This window comes from Parabacteroides merdae ATCC 43184 (assembly GCF_025151215.1).
Taxonomy (GTDB): domain Bacteria; phylum Bacteroidota; class Bacteroidia; order Bacteroidales; family Tannerellaceae; genus Parabacteroides; species Parabacteroides merdae.
The window spans coordinates 3,190,859-3,209,436 of sequence record NZ_CP102286.1 but is presented as its reverse complement, the minus strand read 5'-3'; the positions used below and the strand labels follow the sequence as shown (position 1 = coordinate 3,209,436).

The 18,578-nt window shown below is 49.2% G+C and carries 14 protein-coding genes; 7 read left to right on the top strand and 7 right to left on the bottom strand.

The features are described from left to right. Window position 1: 1 nt before the first annotated feature. Together NQ542_RS13385 and NQ542_RS13380 are read left to right on the top strand one after the other, a co-directional pair. Window positions 2-1,336: a sigma-54-dependent transcriptional regulator gene (locus tag NQ542_RS13385; RefSeq protein WP_036723799.1), complete on the top strand. Its 1,335-nt coding sequence runs from the start codon at window positions 2-4 to the stop codon at window positions 1,334-1,336. Between the two features lie 12 nt (window positions 1,337-1,348). Further along, a complete protein-coding gene (locus tag NQ542_RS13380; RefSeq protein WP_005633393.1) occupies window positions 1,349-2,401 on the top strand; it encodes a sensor histidine kinase in 1,053 nt (350 codons plus the stop codon). 3 nt (window positions 2,402-2,404) lie between these two features. Here NQ542_RS13380 and NQ542_RS13375 read toward each other — a convergent pair whose 3' ends face one another. The 3 genes from NQ542_RS13375 to NQ542_RS13365 form a co-directional block, all read right to left on the bottom strand. Further along, on the bottom strand, window positions 2,405-3,292 hold the full coding sequence (locus NQ542_RS13375; protein ID WP_005649646.1) for a DUF3108 domain-containing protein: 888 nt from the start codon (window positions 3,290-3,292) through the stop codon (window positions 2,405-2,407). Continuing rightward, entirely contained in the window at window positions 3,231-5,147 is a 1,917-nt protein-coding gene (locus NQ542_RS13370; protein WP_005633389.1) for an Ig-like domain-containing protein, read from the bottom strand. Before NQ542_RS13370 ends, NQ542_RS13375 begins: the two co-directional genes overlap by 62 nt. Before the next feature lie 98 nt (window positions 5,148-5,245). Beyond that, complete coding sequence (locus tag NQ542_RS13365; protein WP_005633386.1) at window positions 5,246-6,529, bottom strand: DUF2851 family protein; 1,284 nt, start codon at window positions 6,527-6,529, stop codon at window positions 5,246-5,248. Window positions 6,530-6,640: 111 nt separating this feature from the next. On the opposite strand from NQ542_RS13365, the gene dapB reads away from it, so the two are divergent. The 4 genes from dapB to NQ542_RS13345 are packed head-to-tail and all read left to right on the top strand — an operon-like array spanning window position 6,641 to window position 10,311. Beyond that, entirely contained in the window at window positions 6,641-7,357 is a 717-nt protein-coding gene (dapB, locus tag NQ542_RS13360) for a 4-hydroxy-tetrahydrodipicolinate reductase (RefSeq protein WP_005649643.1), read from the top strand. Window positions 7,358-7,373: 16 nt separating this feature from the next. After that, window positions 7,374-8,771 (top strand): signal peptidase I, encoded by a 1,398-nt coding sequence (gene lepB, locus NQ542_RS13355; protein WP_005633383.1) that lies wholly within the window; start codon window positions 7,374-7,376, stop codon window positions 8,769-8,771. A 10-nt stretch (window positions 8,772-8,781) separates the two neighbouring features. Next, on the top strand, window positions 8,782-9,672 hold the full coding sequence (gene lepB / locus NQ542_RS13350) for a signal peptidase I (RefSeq protein ID WP_005633381.1): 891 nt from the start codon (window positions 8,782-8,784) through the stop codon (window positions 9,670-9,672). Between the two features lie 3 nt (window positions 9,673-9,675). Beyond that, window positions 9,676-10,311, top strand: a complete 636-nt coding sequence (locus NQ542_RS13345) for a WbqC family protein (RefSeq protein WP_036658208.1) — start codon at window positions 9,676-9,678, stop codon at window positions 10,309-10,311. Window positions 10,312-10,322: 11 nt separating this feature from the next. On the opposite strand, the gene NQ542_RS13340 is transcribed toward NQ542_RS13345, so the two are convergent. After that, complete coding sequence (locus tag NQ542_RS13340; RefSeq protein WP_005633377.1) at window positions 10,323-11,840, bottom strand: potassium/proton antiporter; 1,518 nt, start codon at window positions 11,838-11,840, stop codon at window positions 10,323-10,325. Window positions 11,841-11,988: 148 nt separating this feature from the next. Here NQ542_RS13340 and NQ542_RS13335 point away from each other — a divergent pair, with 148 nt between their 5' ends. Further along, window positions 11,989-14,646 (top strand): transglutaminase domain-containing protein, encoded by a 2,658-nt coding sequence (locus tag NQ542_RS13335; protein ID WP_172676527.1) that lies wholly within the window; start codon window positions 11,989-11,991, stop codon window positions 14,644-14,646. Window positions 14,647-14,746: 100 nt separating this feature from the next. Here NQ542_RS13335 and porN read toward each other — a convergent pair whose 3' ends face one another. From porN to porL, 3 genes are read right to left on the bottom strand one after another with little or no spacing between them, the layout of a single operon-like run. Then, window positions 14,747-15,838, bottom strand: coding sequence for a type IX secretion system ring subunit PorN/GldN (porN, locus tag NQ542_RS13330; protein ID WP_005633373.1), 1,092 nt, complete (start codon window positions 15,836-15,838; stop codon window positions 14,747-14,749). Between the two features lie 47 nt (window positions 15,839-15,885). Then, complete coding sequence (porM, locus tag NQ542_RS13325) at window positions 15,886-17,454, bottom strand: type IX secretion system motor protein PorM/GldM (RefSeq protein ID WP_005633371.1); 1,569 nt, start codon at window positions 17,452-17,454, stop codon at window positions 15,886-15,888. A 6-nt stretch (window positions 17,455-17,460) separates the two neighbouring features. Continuing rightward, complete coding sequence (porL, locus tag NQ542_RS13320; protein WP_005633369.1) at window positions 17,461-18,528, bottom strand: type IX secretion system motor protein PorL/GldL; 1,068 nt, start codon at window positions 18,526-18,528, stop codon at window positions 17,461-17,463. Between the last annotated feature and the right edge of the window lie 50 nt (window positions 18,529-18,578).

Sequence of the window (18,578 nt, the reverse complement as noted above, 5' to 3'; positions counted from 1 at the left end):
TATGCAAGCCGGAACTATCCTGATCGTTGATGATAACAAAAGCGTACTGACCTCTCTCGAATTGCTTCTGGAAGATGAGTTCGAAGGGGTGGAGACTGCCTCGAACCCGAACAGTATCCTTTCGGTCCTGGACAGTCGGCCGGTTGATCTTGTCCTGTTGGATATGAATTTCTCTGCCGGAGTCAATACCGGTAATGAAGGGCTTTTCTGGCTCCGTCGCATACGGGAGATCGCACCGGAACTTCCTGTTATCATGCTGACTGCCTACGGGGATGTCGAGTTGGCAGTTAGGGCGTTGAAGGGTGGGGCTGCCGATTTTGTATTGAAGCCCTGGGACAACGATAACCTGATCGGGAAGATACGTGCCGCCCTGCACGAACGGAAATCCAGTCAGCTGGTGCATCCAGTGGAGAGGCCGAGTGAGCCGGCTATGATTATCGGGCATTCTCCCGTGATGATGAAACTGATCAAAGTGGTGACAAAAGTAGCTAAGACAGACGCCAATGTCCTGATCACCGGAGAGAACGGTACAGGTAAGGAGATGCTAGCACGTGAGATACACCGCCTTTCGCTCCGCAGCGGCCGAGAGATGGTCAACGTGGATATGGGAGCCGTCAGCGAGTCGCTGTTCGAAAGCGAGTTGTTCGGGCATGAACGAGGCGCTTTTACGGATGCGCGCGAGAGCCGTCCGGGGAAGTTCGAGGCGGCACACGGGAGCACACTGTTTCTCGACGAGATCGGAAACCTGCCGTTAGGATTGCAAGCCAAGCTCTTGGCTGCCTTGCAGAATCGCGAGGTCACCCGCCTTGGGAGCAATCGGAAGATTCCGGTCGACATACGCCTGATTGCCGCCACGAACCGCAACCTGCCGGAGATGGTGGCTCAGTCGCTTTTCCGTGAAGACCTGTTCTACCGCATTAATACGATACAGATCGAGATTCCGCCTCTTCGGAACCGGCGGGAAGATATCGCCCTGTTTGTCGATTATTTCCTGAAAAAATATACAGACCTTTACGGGCGGCCGGGGCTAATCCTGCATCCGCAGGCGTTGGAGAAGCTCGCGAACTATGACTGGCCCGGCAACATCCGGGAATTGCAGCATACGATCGAGAAGGCGGTGATCCTAGCGGAAAAGAATGTGATTCGTGCCTCCGACCTCTTTATCCGTCCGGGAAAGGCGCTCTCTTTTAGCGAAGTACCCAATTTAGAAGAGGTGGAGCGGCAGGCGATCTTGGCGGCTATCACCCAGAATGAAGGGAACCTGACGGCTGCGGCAGAGCAGTTGGGCGTGAGCCGGCAGACTTTGTATAATAAGATGAAGCGTTTCAACCTCTGATCCCCCGCCGATATGTTCAGTGCCCGTCTATACATACGCATTCTTTTGCAAGTGGTTGCCATCGTACTGGTGGCGGGCTTGGGCGTGGCCGGCATCGTTACGGGGCGGGCAGTCATACTGGGTTTCGTGGCCCTCTTTATCGCAGCGTGGCTGATCAGTCTCCTTGTCTATTATCTCAACGCTTCGAACCGGAGGATACAGCTTTTCCTGGATGCCATCGAGGACGACGAATCGATGCTCTATTTCCCCGAAGACATCGGAAGCCGGGAACAGCGTCGCCTGCATGCCGCCTTCAACCGCATACACATGTTGATGACCGAGAACAGACGGAAGGCGTTCGACCGCGAACTGCATTGCAAGGAATATGAATCGTGGGATAAGCTGATGCATGTCCTGACACACGAAATCATGAACTCCATCGCTCCGGTCGTCTCCCTCTCCGGCACGCTCCTTTCTTATTTCCGGACGAAAGACGCGCCGAAAAGCAGCGGGGAGATCACCGATGCCACCATCCGCAAGACGATACGGGGATTGGATACCATCAAAAGCCAGGGGCAAACCCTGATGCATTTCACCGAATCGTACCGGCAGTTCGCTTACCTGAAGCAGCCGGAGCCTGAGCCATTCCCGCTCACGTATCTGCTGCAAAACCTGCAAACTCTGTACTTGCCGGATATGCAACGGCAGCATATTGATTTCTCCCTCGTGCTGTTCCAGCCGGAGATAACGGTCCATGCAGACGAAAAGCTGCTGTCACAAGTCTTGATCAACCTGCTGAAGAACGCTATGCAGGCACTCGAAGGGCAGGCGGATGGAAAGATCCGTATGGAAGTCGATACGGAGAAGAATCAATTGCTTATCCGGGTGACGGACAACGGTCCTGGCGTCCCTTCCGACCTGATAGAAGATATCTTCGTCCCCTTCTTCACCACCAAGGCTACGGGAAGCGGCATTGGGTTGAGCCTTTCCCGGCAGATCATACGGATGCATGGAGGAGAATTGTCGGTGGCTTCGCTACCTTACCGGGAAACCTGCTTCACGGTTTCTTTACCTGTAAAGCCTTAAGAATTACCGTCTCTTGATTTCTACCCGCGAAGTGAGCGGATAGCGCAAGCCTTTGGAGGACTTATAATAGACTTCGGCCGCACCGATCTTCAGCTTGGCGCGTATCTTGATCGGGATATGGTTCTCGTCGTCGCCGATCCAGATCTCGGCGGCTTCCTTGCTTTGGGTAAAGGCGTCGTCGTAGATGTCGATATAGAAATGGCGGGTTCTGTACTTCAACGTCTCACTTCGTTCAACGATCTGCTGCCCGGTATAGCGGAAACTGATGTTGATGCGTTCGCGTCCGATCGCCACTTGGAAAGGGAAGCTCTCACCGCTTTTCATCTTGTCCCAGTCCAGGGAACGCAGATACATCGTTGCTCCCAGCATGTCGAACATGTGTGGGTCTTCCGTCACGAGCATCGTGTCGATCTTCGTGCGGGTGGGCGTATAACGGTGGGAATGAGCGAGTATCTTCTTCCTGTCGTAGGAGAAACGGATGTCGTCTATCAGATAATAGTCATTCTCGTTTACCCGCTTCTCACTCCGTAGAAGCAGCATGTCGGGGGTAAAATGGCAATCGATCGTATCTCGCATCTTATAGACCTTCTCGATAATGCCGGAGGTACGGAAGATGAGCCGGTAGTGATAGGACGGCTCGCCCTCGTATTCCGCGTCGCGGATGGAAAGGGTGGCGTGGCCTGCACGGGGCATCAGAAGGCCCCATTTGAAGTATAACTCATACTGCACTTCCTCGCCGGGGCTGAACCTGTGGCGGACTGGGATTTCCTGCGCTTTCGCACACACGGCTGATAGCAATAGCAAAAATATCAGCCACAGGCGGACGATGTCAGAACGGCATTCCCATGTTGCCGCCGCTATTATTCCTTGACGATGATTGTTGACTTTCATCTTTGTAGTTTCTTTTCTTCTTGGTTGCTTCCTTCGGCTTATTCTTCGTTATCTCAAGAGGCTTTTGCTTGGCCAGCGGGGTGGAGTTGACATTCCATGTCTCTTCGACCTGCCAGTTCTGCATGATCTCGTACATTTTGGGAGAATAATAAACTTCTTCGGGCTGTCGCTTTTCGATATAATTACCGGTATCCCACACTCCGTTGCCGTTTGTGTCGATCACGATACGGGCATAATACTTATCGGGCTTCAAGTCCATGAAGAGTACTCCGCCGTCTTTTACTTTCGCTTTGCGGACAGGGGCGTCTCCACTACTGAGCAATTCGACGAAAGCGGTCGTGTCCACACCGTTGATATTGAGATAGAGATGGCCGTATTCGTCTTCTTTCTTGATTTTGAACTCACCGGTAAAGAAGTCGTTCCACTTCCCGTAAAGGCTGTGGATGGCGGCGGAGTCCACTTCGATGCGGTATTCTTCCCCATACTTCCACGGACGTCTGATAAAATAGTTCAGGCTGTTAGTCGAATCGGGGAAGAAGTCGAAATCTACCGTATTCCAAACGGTATCGATCTTTTGGTCGAGGAAGAACATCTCTTTGTTGATATCCAATACCGGTTCGTTGAAGGTTACGGATATCGTATCGAACAAGTCCATCGAACCGGGAGCGTCTACTTGCATGCCTAAGAACACGATCGGATCGGGTTCGTCTTTCTTTTTCTTTTTTTTCTTTTCTGCCGGACGGCGGCGCAATACCAGTTGGACCGTGTCGGTTTGCGGGCGCAGGATGTTCAGGGAGTCGCTCTTCGGATAGGAGACCTGCACCTGCAGAGTGTCCTGCTTCCAGACGGTCGAATCGGCAAGCCAGTAGTTAACGGCCGCGCCGCCTTCCGTCTGCTGCACAAAATACCAGGTACTGTCTTCCGGGGTGAAATTGATGGGGACAGGCACCGGTACGGTGTCCAGCTTCGTATTGAAACGCAGCGTAAAGTATTTCTCGTCCGGGCGTTCGGGCTTTACCATATACTGGCGTTCGAATTTCTCCTTGAACAGGCGGAGTTCGATGTTGTCCGGGAAGAAACGGGTGTAACCGACCGTCCGGATCGTATCGATCGTCAGGCTGTCTTTCCAGGTCGTATCCTGCCGGGTCGTCAGTTCGAAGGAAGGGACGATGACGGAATCCAAGAAAGCGATGTCTTCGCCGGGTTGGTCGAATTTATAGTCGCGGTTCACATCGTTTAAGGCAAAAATATGATAGGTTCCAGGAGTGATATTACGAATCGTGAACTGCCCTTTGTCATTCGTACGGGAAGTACGGACGAACGGGAGTTTCACGAATGCGGAATCTTCCAAATTGTTGTGCAGGCCGATCGTAATGCCTGGCATCGGTTCTAGATTCTCGGCATTCAGCAAGACTCCCGAAACTTCGAGTGTGTCGATGATGTCTCCGGTAGAGAAAGCGAAAGAGAAGTTTTCGAACACGTTTTTCTCATTATTGTCGGAGATGGAATTGGTGAAGTCGATCGTGTAGGTCGTGTTAGGTTTCAACGTGTCTTTCAATTCGATCACCGCCTTCTTTCCGGCAGAGCGGATAACCGGTAGTTCCATCTGGGGCGGAGTGATAATCACGTTCTCCGAAGGTTTCTCGATCTGGATCAGCTCGTCAAAGAGGATTTCTATCTTTTTACCTGTATAATTAATCTGATTTGGGACCGGTGTACTGCTTACGAATTTGGGAGGTGTTTCATCATAGGGTCCTCCGTTCGGACTACCGATATTGGCACACGAATAAATGACAGTCAACAGCAGCATTCCATACAACAGGCGGAATGAATTTCGTATATATTTAGTATCCATTTATGTCTATTTCAAATACATTCGACAAACACGTGCAAAAATAGGGAAAAATCCGGTGAAAATTAGTAGGGTATCCTGCCATTAATCAATCTTTGCATTTAAACGGACTTTTGTCCGATTGTCGTTTTCAACATCCTGAACCCGATCCTGCAATACAAACATTTCTTCTTTTCGCAATATTCGCGTTTTAATTGGATCAAAGCCTGGCTGTCGCCAGCGTGGCGGACGGTGATACCGGCGTTGTAGAAGGTGGTGACGATAGTGTTCTTTTCCGGAGGAATACTTTCTAAAAGGCGGGTAGCACGTTCGCAATATTCGGGACGTTTGTTATGTAGGCCGTAGGCAAAGAGCATCGGAACGACCGTGTTTATCAGTAGGATGTTCAGGGCGTTTTCGCCTATGGTCTTTTCCTTTCGGGGAGAAGCATACCGGAAATGATAATGTGTCTCCCAATAACCGGATGGAGGAATCCTGAAATACTTTTTGATCTCTCCGGTGCTCCTGGCTTCAAGAATGGCAGAAAACAGAGTGTCGTACCGTACCCAAAGTGCGGCTAACTGTGCCACTTTCAGATACGGAAAGTTGACAGGCCGTGTCCGTAGGTTCTTAAATACGAAATCTTCCATTGGTGACAGGCCGAACTTATGGCGTAAAAAATCGTATTCCCGTTGCAACAAGCGGTAGTAATGATCGTCGTTTTCCTCCTCTAACATTCCTGCCTGTCCGAAAAGCATTGCTTCTATCTGCGAATGGCTGTTCCGCTGTTTTTGAATGCAACGAAGCGGCAAGCTCTTTGCCAGCCTTTCAAAAGCATCATTATTCACACCAAAGCCGAAGTTTCGGGTTAAAGTAATATAAAAAACTTCATTCCAGTCTGTCTGATACGCATCCAAAAGGAGGAATATGTCATGTGTTTTCCGTTCCAGCCGCTCGCTTAGCAAGGCTTCCATCCAACAGGCTATATGTAAAGGAGCGATCCCGGTTATGTGATCGAGGCACGGAAGAGCCGCCTCTCGGTAAAGCAGCCAGTCTATACTGCGGAGAATATTTTCCGGAACAGTCAGGAGCATTTGTGGAATCGGGTTTCCGTTCGTTCGAACTGGCTGGAAATCATTAAAGCCTATAATGTGAAGGATTACACAGTCGTATGCCTTATCCGTATCATGATGATGGAGCAGCCAGTCGGAAGATTTATCATGAATTTCGACACTTCCTACCCATAGCGTTCCGTCTATTTTGATCTTCGCATTGAAAAAATCGGGACCTGCATCCGTATTCTGCATTCCGGGATCGATTACCTGGACGGGACGTCCCTCTGTTGTTATCAATGGTGTGGCCGTGTAAAGTTTGTATTTCCAAACATAATGTAATAAACGTTCCATCTTTTTTCAGAGTTAAGATTTATGTCCCAAATCTAAGCATTATTCTTTATATTTGCAGCATGTTATCAGTTGAAAGTTGAAAAATTAAAATTGAAAGTTAAATATATAAGTATGAAGATTGCACTTATCGGTTACGGAAAGATGGGAAAAACTATCGAGCAGATAGCACTTGGAAGAGGACACCAAATCGTGTCTATCGTAGATATCAATAACCCTGAAGAAATACACTCCGACAAATTCAAGAGTGCTGACGTCGCGATCGAGTTTACGACTCCGGCTACAGCATTCAACAATTATATGCAATGTTTTGCAGCAGGCATTCCGGTTGTTTCCGGTACGACAGGATGGCTTGACAAGATTGGGCAAGTCAAAGATATGTGCGAAAAAGAGGGTAAAACTTTTTTCTATGCCTCCAATTTCAGCATCGGTGTAAATATATTCTTCGCTATCAACAAATATCTGGCAAAGATTATGAATAATTTCTCCGCTTACGATATCAAAATGATGGAAACCCACCATATCCATAAATTGGATGCTCCTAGCGGAACAGCTATCACACTGGCGGAAGGAATCATTGAAAACGTGGACCGTAAAGACCGCTGGACTTTGGAAACGGCTGAGAAAACAACCGATATACCTATCCATGCCATTCGTAAAGGAGAAGTTCCGGGTATCCACGAAATCACATACGAGTCGGATGTCGACACGATCAGCATCAAGCACGATGCGAAGAGTCGTGCCGGATTTGCCTTGGGCGCTGTTATTGCCGCCGAATTTACTGCTGGAAAGAAAGGTTTCCTCGGAATGGATGATATGCTTAAATTTTAATTAATAACAGAAACAAATGAAGAAGTTTTCCAAGAAACAATGGATTAAATTCAGCATAGCAGCCGTTCTCTACCTGCTTTTCACGCTTTGGATGCAGAATGCCTGGTTGTTGTTGGGCCTGATTGTCCTTGTCGATATTTTTCTGACCGGGTATATCCCTTGGGGAGCCTGGAAACGTACCAAGAATCCGCAGGTACGCAATGTGTTGGAATGGGTGGATGATATCCTGTTTGCATTGGTTGCCGTCTATTTCATCAATATCTTTATTTTCCAGAATTACCAGATTCCCAGTTCCTCGCTGGAGAAGTCCTTGTTAGTGGGTGACTATCTGTTTGTGAGTAAGCTCAGCTATGGACCGCGCGTGCCGAATACGCCGGTCGCTTTCCCACTGGTACAAAACACATTACCCTTCTTCAACTGCAAGTCATATTTGGACTGGCCGGAATGGGACTACAAACGGGTGAAAGGCCTCGGTCATGTGAAACGGAATGATATTGTGGTGTTCAACTTCCCTGCCGGCGATACGGTTGCACTAAAAGTTCAGAATCCGGATTATTATCATTTGGTAGAACAATACGGACGGGAAGCCATCCTGTTGAATAAAGCGGATTTCGGTGATGTGATCTATCGCCCTGTTGATAAACGAGAGAATTATGTCAAACGGTGTATCGGTATGCCGGGCGACACGATCGAGATTCGTGACAACCAGGTCTACATCGATGGTGTTGCTGCCAAGAATCCGGAAAAGATGCAGCTTAACTACTTCGTCGAGACGGATGGCTCCATGTTGAGTGAGGAGCAGTTCCGTTTACTGGATGTCAGCAAAGCCGACCGTGTATTGATCGATGGAAGCTATAATCCCCAATATATGTCTATGTTGAATATTCAGCCGAATGCCAACGGGCAGTATAACCCGATTTACCATTTCCCGCTGACTCAAAAGACATTGGAAGTAGCTAAAAAACTTCCGGTCGTGAAACGTGTGGTTCTCGAACCGGATCCCGTAGGAACCGATTCCTATTATCCGGTTGACTACCAGACCGGATGGAGTCGTGACAATTACGGACCACTATGGATCCCGAAGAAGGGAACCACGATCCCGTTGACGGAACGTAATATAGCCCTTTATAAACGCTGTATCGTCAATTATGAACATAATAAATTGGAAGTAAAGGATAGTAAGGTTTACATCAACGGCAAGCCGGAAACGACCTATACGTTCAAATACGATTATTACTGGATGATGGGTGACAACCGCCACAACAGTGCCGACAGCCGTTCCTGGGGTTTCGTGCCGGAAGACCATATCGTAGGTAAGCCGATCATGATCTGGCTGTCACTGGATAAGGATCGTAGCTTGTTTGACGGCGGTATTCGCTGGAACCGTATGTTCCGTTGGGTACACCCGGATTAAGCAAATTTCTATGGGGAAAAAGATTCATAATAACATAAACGGGGCGGGTGGACGTAAAAGTCGCCTCTACGTGAGTTGGGTGGTAACGATTGTTATCGCCTTTCTCATTGTTATACCTGTCCGCCGTTTCTGTATCGAATCTTACCGGATATCAACGAGTGCGATGGAAGATGCATTGCATCAAGGCGATTATATCTTGGTAAATAAATTGCCGCTTGAAGGAAATCCGGGACGGAACAAGGTCGTGCTGTTTACCAGTCCGCTCCTGAAAGACACGGTGAGTAACCCATTGTTATTGAGCCGTTGTATCGGTATGCCTGGGGATACTATCTTGGTGAGTGGCGACGGGTATGAGGTGAACGGGAAGCTGCTACCTCACTCTCCTCGTGCGCTTAACACCTGTTTCATTACCCAGAAGAGTGCCGCCGATTTCCTGAAAGCGCTGCAAAAGTTGAGCATACCTGTGCGGAACTGGAAGAGCGAGACGTTCGGTTTTTCTTTTTCCCTGACTTCTTTCGAAGAATATCAATTGCGTGAAGAACTGACGGAAGAGATGAATATTCATTTTATCCGGAATCAGTCTGCTCCGTACAAGCTGGTTGTTCCCCGTAAAGGCCGGGCATACCGCCTGGATGAAGCTGCCCTTGTCGCTTGCAAGGAAGCGATATTGGCCGAGGCCGGAGAAAAGGCTGTTTTTCGTGACGGAAAGCTATATTTAGATGGAAGGGAAACTGCGTTTTTCTTCTTCGAACAAGATTATTACTGGATGCTTTCCGACAATGTAAACGAATCGGTCGATTCCCGCCATTTAGGCTTTGTTCCGCGTGACCATATCATCGGAAATGCCTGGTTATGTTGGTTCAGCCGTGACAAACAACGAATCTTTAAACCCGTAAACTGAATGATGCAACCCGTTTATATTTCTACTACCTATTTGGGGCCGGTCCAGCAATATTGCAAACTGTTCCAATATCCGGAAGTACACTTGGAAACAGCTGAAAACTACCTCAAGCAAACCTTCCGGAACCGTTGTACCATTGCCGCCGCCAACGGTCCGTTAGCTTTATCTATCCCCATCGTGAAGCCGGACACGTTGAAGTGTCCGACCAAGGACATCCGTATCTCCGATCATGGGAACTGGCGTCACCTGCATTGGAATGCTTTGGTTTCGGCTTATAATATGAGTCCGTTTTTCGAATATTACGAAGAGGACTTCGCTCCTTTTTACGAGAAAAAATATGAGTTCCTATTCGATTACAATGAGGAATTGCGTCAGTTGATCTGTCGCCTGCTTGACCTGCATCCGAATGTTATTTATACGGAAGAATACCAGTCCGAAGTGCCGAACGATTTCCGTGAGATCATCCGGCCGAAACATGAAGGAGAAGATCCGTCCTTCTCCCCGAAACCCTATTATCAGGTTTTTCAGGGCAAGCACGGATTTCTTCCGAATATGAGTATTGTGGATTTACTGTTCAACATGGGACCGGAAGGGCTGTTGGTGTTACGTGATTCCATTGTAGCATCGAAGCAGCCCTGATTGAGAATCCTTCAGTTCTTTTTCATCGTATAGTTTTTCACCCCTAACGAATCGTATGCCTGTAACAAGGCCTCGTCGTTATCGGAAATCATCAAAAGTTTGTCATTTTCTTTCAGCTCCGTGTTGCCTTTCGGGATGAAATAATGTCCGTCTCTTTTCACCATAACGGCAAGGGTGTGGTCGGGCAAGGTGAGTTGCATCAATTTGTTTCCATGAGAAAGGACAGCAGGAGTGATGTCTATTTCACTCATGGCACTCTTAATATCTTCCGGCAATTCGATACCGAACACATCTTTTCGCTCCGGCTTGTCGACAAGTCCGAGCCATTTGGCAGCCTGTGTTACGGTTGTTCCTTGTATCAATAGGGAAAGGATCGTGATGAAAAACACGATATTAAAGATCATGCCTCCATGATCGACTCCGGCAATCCAAGGATAAGTTGCGAAGATTATCGGAACTGCTCCACGAAGTCCCACCCACGAGATATATAGCTTTCCTTTTGTTGTAAAGTTTTTAAATGGAAGCAAACACAGGAAAATCGTTGCTGGACGAGCTATCAGTATCATAAATACTCCCACTAAAAGGCCTACTGGAGCGACTGGCAGCAACTCGTGCGGGTTCACCAACAGACCTAACGTGAGGAACATGACGATCTGCCACAGCCAGGCAAAACCGTCGAAGAAAGTTCCCATACTCTTTTTATGCACAATCTTAGCGTTCCCCACGACCAGGCCGGCAATGTACACGGCCAGATAGCCGTTCCCTTTACATAAAGTAGTCGCCGAGAAAGTGAAGAAAGCAGTTGTCAACAATAAGATCGGATATAAAGACTCGTTGTCCATATTGATCTTGTTGATCATCAGAACGGCCAGCTTACCTAACAGGAAACCGGCTATCGCACCGACGGATAGCTGGACGAGCAATTGCAGGACAGCTTCCTGCAAGTTCATACCCCCGACCTGTATATAAGCGATAATAAGCAAGGTAAGCATATATGCCATCGGGTCGTTGCTACCGCTCTCCAATTCGAGGGTCGGACGCAGGCGTTGTTTCAAATAAACCCCTTTGCTCCTAAGGATGGAAAAGACGGAAGCAGAGTCTGTAGACGACATCACTGCCGCCATCAGCATAGATTCGGCTACCGTAAGCGTTTCATAACCTGTAGACCACAAAAACACATAATAGATAAAACCTCCCGTTATAAGCGTCGTTAGCAATACTCCCACTGTTGCAAGGACAACTCCTTCTGTGGCTATCGGCTTGATCTCGGACATTTTAGTATCCATACCACCGGAAAACAGGATGATACTCAACGCCAACATGCCTATGAACTGTGCTGCACTGGGATTGCTGAACTGAATGCCTAAGCCGTCGCTGCCGAACAGCATTCCGACACCTAAAAAGAGAAGCAAGGCGGGAAGGCCGAAACGGAAACCGGCTTTACCGGCAATAATACTGAAGAAAAAGATAATCGAAGCAACCAACAGGATTGCTTCCGGATTCTCGAAGATTTGTAATTCGTGGAACATAGGCTGATAATAACGGTTTACTCTATACTTTGTCACTTCAAAGTAAAGAAAAAATAACGATATGCACAACAGCTTAACACTTAAAAGACAAGGTTATCTACTGACTAATAAATATATTCACTATATTTGTGCTGATAAAATTAACGCTATGATTAAAACAAATCTATTCCTACTATTGTTCGTTCTCCTCGCGGGAACTTCGTGCAATAGACAGCAACATTTCATTTCGGACGATACGTTCCGCGCCGAAGTGGAGAATGACTTCCGGGCAAAGCAGGCCGCTCTGCCGGACGGAAACCTTTTTTCAGTCTTTAACCAAAAGATGGCGTCCGACGAAAAAGAGGCGCTTACTTTCTTGTATGCCTATATGCCGATCGGAGATATCACGGATTATGACGGGCAACTGTATCTCGACAATATCCGCAGTTCGTTTCGTGCACGGGTGGAAATGCCTTGGGGAGACAGCATACCGGAAGACATCTTCCGCCATTTCGTACTTCCCGTGCGGGTCAACAACGAGAATCTGGACGAGAGCCGCATGGTCTTTTATGAAGAATTGAAAGACCGGGTGAAGGGCTTGTCCTTGTATGACGCCGTGCTGGAAGTGAACCATTGGTGCCACGAGAAAGTGATCTATACGCCGTCGGACGCCCGGACGAGTTCGCCTTTGGCATCCGTGAAGACCGCTTACGGGCGTTGTGGCGAAGAGTCGACGTTTACCGTAGCCGCCCTTCGTTCGGTCGGCATACCAGCCCGTCAGGTCTATACTCCGCGTTGGGCGCATACCGACGACAACCATGCTTGGGTGGAAGCTTGGGTAAACGGTAAATGGTATTTCCTCGGAGCCTGTGAACCGGAACCGGTACTTAACTTGGGGTGGTTCAACGGACCGGCTTACCGTGGTATGCTGATGCACACGAAAGTATTCGGCAAATACAACGGACCGGAAGAAGTCATGGACGTAACCGACGGTTACACCGAGATCAACGTGATCGACAATTATGCCCCGACGGCCAAAGCAACGATCACCATTGTGGATGAAAACGGCCAGCTGGCTGCCGGAGCCGATGTCGAGTTCAAAATATATAACTATGCCGAGTTCTATTCCGTAGCCAATAAGAAGGCGGATGCTGAAGGGAAGGCATTCCTTTCCGCCGGTAAAGGTGATATGCTGGTATGGGCGACTAAGGACGGCAAGTTCGGATATAGCAAGGTGTCGTTCGGAAAAGACAATAACGTGACAATCACTCTCGACAAGAAACCGGGTGACATCGAAACCGTCACGCTTGATGTCATTCCTCCGGTAGACGGTTCCATTGCCGCCTGCGTGACGGACGAACAGAAAGAGGCCAACGCCAAGCGTTTGCACGAAGAGGATGTGATCCGTAATAAATATGTAGGCACTTTTTATACGGAAGAGAAAGCGGAAGCACTTGCCAAAGAATTAGGTATCGACCCGCTGAAAACAGCCGATTTCATGATCGGCAGCCGGGGAAACTGGCGTGAGATCGAGAAGTTCCTTCGCGATGCGCCTGCCGACAAACGTCCGATGGCGATGGATTTGCTGAATGTTATCTCTGCCAAGGACTTGCGTGATACGCCGGCCTCCGTGTTAGCAGACCATCTGAACAATGCCCAGGCTGTGCAAAGTTCCCTGTTTACCGAATATATCCTCAATCCGCGTGTGGCAAACGAGTTCCTGACGCCGTACAGGAAGTTTTTCGCCGCCAACGTCGATTCGGCATTAGTGAAGAAGGCTAAAGCTGATCCGCAATTAATTGTAGACTGGGTGAAGGAAAATATCAGTATCAATGACAGCCTGAATCCGCAACGCATTCCGATTATGCCGATGGGCGTATGGAAATCGCGCGTGGCCGATAAAGGTTCCCGCGATATATTCTTCGTCGCTGTATGTCGTAGCATCGGTATTCCGGCACGTATCGAACCAGTGGCGGGAAAAGTGCAATATGCGAAAGGTCTGAACTGGGTGGATGTAGACTTTGAAGCTGCCGAGCAGACGGTTGCCAAGCAAGGTAAGGTCGTCGCTTCTTACCAGCCGATCAAAGCATTGCAGGACCCGAAATATTACAGTCATTTCACGATTGCGAAAGTGTTGCCGACCGGCAAGTTGCAGACACTTAACTTCGAATCGGGCGATGTGGATATGGGGGGCGGTGATACTTGGAGTGCTCTGTTGAAAAAGCCGCTTTCTATGGATGAGGGCCATTATATGCTGGTAACCGGAACACGTATGGCAAACGGTAGCGTACTGGCCGAAATGTCTTTCTTCAACGTAGAACCAGGCAAGACAAGTGATATCAAACTGGAGATGCGTGAGAGCCAGGACGATGTACAAGTCATCGGCAACTTCAACTCCGAAAACAAATTCAAACGGGCTGATAACGGCGAGGAAACGAGTCTGTTGGCTACCACCGGCCGCGGCTATTATGTTGTCGCTGTCCTCGGAGCGCGCCAGGAACCGACCAACCATGCCATGCGTGACATCGCTGCCGTAAAGAAGGACCTTGAAGAATGGGGCCGCGGCATGGTTTTGTTGTTCCCCGATGAAAAAGGCTTCCAGAACTTCGATCCGAAGGAGTTCGGAGAGTTGCCAACTACCATCACATATGGCATAGATATCGACAAAACAATTCAGAAGGAGATCGCCGCAGCTATGAAGTTGCAGAACGCCAACACACTGCCAATCTTCATCATTGCCGACACTTTCAACCGTGTAGTGTTCGTTTCACAAGGCTACACAATCGGCTTGGGAGATCAGTTGATGAAGGTGATACATAAGTTGTAATCCCTCTTCGACGAAACATAAAAGAGGCGTAGATTAGCAGATGTCATTCGAGTCATCACTAATCTACGCCTCTTTTATGTTTTGGATATTGTAGAGGTAATTACCGGCGACGGCGTACGCTGCGGACCGGAGCGCTTTTCTGGGCTTTTGGAGCTTTGATTTTGACCTCTTTTTGTTTGCTCTCTTTTGCGGCTTCCGTCTTTCTGCCACGGGCGGAAACGGTTGCGTTTTTAGATTTCTTGCCTTTTGTATCAGCTGCCAACTGAGCTGTGTCCGGTTGCAGATAGAGAGATTTTTCGAAAGTAATCAGCTGGTTCTCGATACGTTCCTGCTCGCGTTTCATCGAATCGGGTGTTGGGCAGTAGGCTTGCAGAGGTTGGTTCATCAGATTCTGCGTCTTGAAGATATCGCCCTGGAACATCCGGCGACGGAAATAGTCGTCGAGCGTGAAAGTCATGGCGTTGTTGATGTTGGACGTCATGATATAGGCGGTATTGATATAGGGACGCAAATTTTCATAAGGAATCCAGAACATCGGCATGGTGTTCTGTCCCATATCGTCCACGATTGTCAGAATCGGACAGATCGCCAATGTCTTGACATCGAATACGGAGTTGTTCTGGTCGAAATACCACGCTTCCTTTATGTAATAGGAGCGGACATCGCCGGAAGGAATATCGCTTTCGTTCACGACGAAACCGGCAGGTTCGTTGTCTTTGCCTGGCGTCTCTTCGTAGAAGATACGGCAACGGTCCAGCATGACTTTCAAGTCGAGCTTGCGGTTGTCGCTGAAATCCTCGTAACCGTCCAGGTATTCATAGGCGGACAACTTGCCTTCGCATACCAGCTGGAAGATGATCGAGAACAAGTTCATCTGCCCGTTCATCGGTTGGGTGGGATAGTATAGAGGAGCATTCTGTTCTTTCGTAAGGTCGATCTGGCGGTAGATGACACGCATCCAGCGAGCGTTGCCGATATGCTGCGTCATTCGCTCGTTCATATCCTGTGCTCGGACGGTCAGTTCGGGCATGCCGTTCTCTTTCTTCTCTTCTTCACGGGCGCCACGGCTTGCTTCGGGACCGCGACGCCTCTGCTGCTGTTGCTGTGTATTGCCGGCCTCTTCCTGTGCCTGTATGGGGAGGGAGGCGAACAGGGCGATGGCGAGGGTTGCTATGTAATATAAACGTTTCATATATCTTTATACATTACGGGACGAGCAGACCTCGTCCCTACGTTATGTTAATTGACGATTACTTCGACGGTCGGAATGATACGTTCCTTATTGTCCGGACCTAATACTTTCACATGGGTGATGTAGAAGCGTTTGCCTCTTGCCAGACGGCGGATATAATCTTTCTGACGCTGCGAGAATTGGTTGCCTTGCGTGACTTCCGGAATGATGTTGCCCATCGAATCGTAGAAAGTCAGCTCGAAACTCAACACCTTGAACGGCACGTTCAGCAGGTCGTCGTCGATAGCCGCCTGGATGCCGTCGGCTTCCACCAAATTGCGTTTGGAGAACTGACCGCCACGGAACTTGCGCATATTGCCGTTCTGGTCCTTATATTCGATAAAAGGCATCGGGTCGGGCAGGGCACGTACGCGGAAAGTCGTTTTCGCCATTTCGACGTTGCGCCCATCTGCCATTTTAGCATGGACGGAAACGATGGCATCCGTTCCGACCGTTGCGGGACGGGCTTCCCATTGGTCGCCTTTGCGGACCAGTGTCCCGTTCGTCATCGTTGCCGTCACGTTGCCGCTGGGCACACCCGGCACGGCGATACGGATCGGGTTGGCGATTCCGGCATACAACACATTCATCAGCATCGGCGCTACCGTCGCACTCGGTTCCGTCACGAAGTATTCGCTTTCGAACTCGCGGCGCATCACGCTGCCGTCGCTGCCCGGCATTTCGATATATCCTTTGACCGGATAAGTGCCCGGAGTACCGGCTACAGCCGTAAACATGCCGTTTGCATCATAAGGCAATTCCTTGCCGTTCACATAGACGGTCGGACGTTTCGTCGAGTCGACAGCCGATAAGACGATATTGGCCTTGTACTGGCTGCCGCGCATGACGATCTGGCTTTCCGGAATCACCTGTGCCGTGATCTGGTTCACACGATAGTCGCGCATGTCGACGCTGCTCAGCAGGTTGGACAACACTTCACCTTCGGCATAGCGGATATCGCTTTGCAATTTCGTCAGCAAGGTAACAGCCGCCGCCACCGGCATATTCTCGAACAAAGCCTCTTCCCAAGTGCGGGTATTGATACCGGCCTTGTGAGGCGGCGTTGTCGACAGGCTGGCTTCGATGATGCGCGTCTTGGCCGAGTCTTCCACCATCTCGCCCATCAGTGTCCGGTATTTTTCGATGCTCTGGCGCAATTTCTTGCCTTCGCCCGAAACGGGAGACAGCATCACGCGGGAAGCCGCTTCGAGGTCGTCCTTATGATCGATATTATTGACATCGGCATCCTTACCATCGGCAATCTGCGCGATACGCACTTTCAGATCCTGCACGTAATTGTACAGGCTGTCGGAAGCCTCCTTCACCTTTGTCCCCTTTTCGTACCATTCACGTACTTTTTCGGGATTTGTCTGATAATAAGCCTTCAGTTCCTCTGTAACGATCTCATTACGGGTCGAGGTATTATCGATAGAAGTACGCAAGCTGCCTTCCACCAGTTCGAAACCGTCGAGTACCTCCGACGACACGTTGAGTGCCATCATGGCGATGAACACCAGATACATCAGGTTGATCATCTTCTGACGGGGCGAATTGGGATTATTTGCTATTCCTGCCATATCCGATTACTTCATTGGGTTGTTTGTATACGGAGCCTGCTGCTGATATCCGTACGGTTGCTGATAGGCCTGCTGGTAATTCTGCTGCTGTGCGGGCTGCGGTTGCTGCTGGTAAACAGGTTGTGCGGGCTGCGCCGGTTGCTGGTATCCCATATTGACCGTCATAGCCTGCAACAGGCGGCTGTATACCTGGTTCAATTCGGCCAACTGTCGCGTCATCTTTTCCGTTTCGTTGCGGAACACGGAACTGTCGACAACGGAGCCGTCATACATTTCGCGAATGCGGCTCAAGCCACTGTTGATATGTTCGATCGATTCGATCTGCGAGCTGATGCTCTTCAACTGTATTTCGTAGATCGTGTTCAAGCCGGAGATGTTGCGGTTCAGCATTTCCATCTGCTGCACGTAACCGCGGGAATTCTGGTTGATGCCATCCGAATTATCCGTAATGCTCTTATACGAATTCAAAAGTGTGTCGGAAACGTCGGTCAGCGAATGCGTCACCTGGCTGAAACGTTCCATATTCTCGGACATACCCGAAAGCTGTTCCAGATATTTCTGCGTCGCTTCCGTCAGTTCCGCCATCTTGGAGATCTGTTCGGCGGCGGCGCTCAGTTTCTTGATACTGTCGGAAAGGTTTTTCGTATCTTCTTCGCTCACATCCAGGCCGAGATTGCCCAGTCCGGTAGCCTGCTTGCCGCCTAAGTTGATATTCAATCCGCCAGCAACCTCGTCGTCGGTCGTATTCTCAGGCGAATTGACCAGATTGGACATAGGCGTGTTGGCGAAATCCGGACGGTCGAGCGGGTTCTTCGATTTCAAAACCGGGAACACTTCTTCCCAGTGATATTCGTTGAATGGCTTTTCAAAAGCGGAGATAAAGAATACCAATGCTTCTACCGTCATGGCCACAAACAGGATCTGGTTACCATACGGCAAGTGTAACAACTTGAACAAGGCGCCTATAATAACGATGGAGGCTCCCCAGCTATAACAGAAATTCAGTACCCGCTTGCCTTTTTCACTGGCGAGGTACATTTCTACTCTGTTTTTATATCTTCTATATTTTCCCATGATATAATGTATATTCGTTAATTAGAGAGGGCGGGCGAACTCCGCCCCTG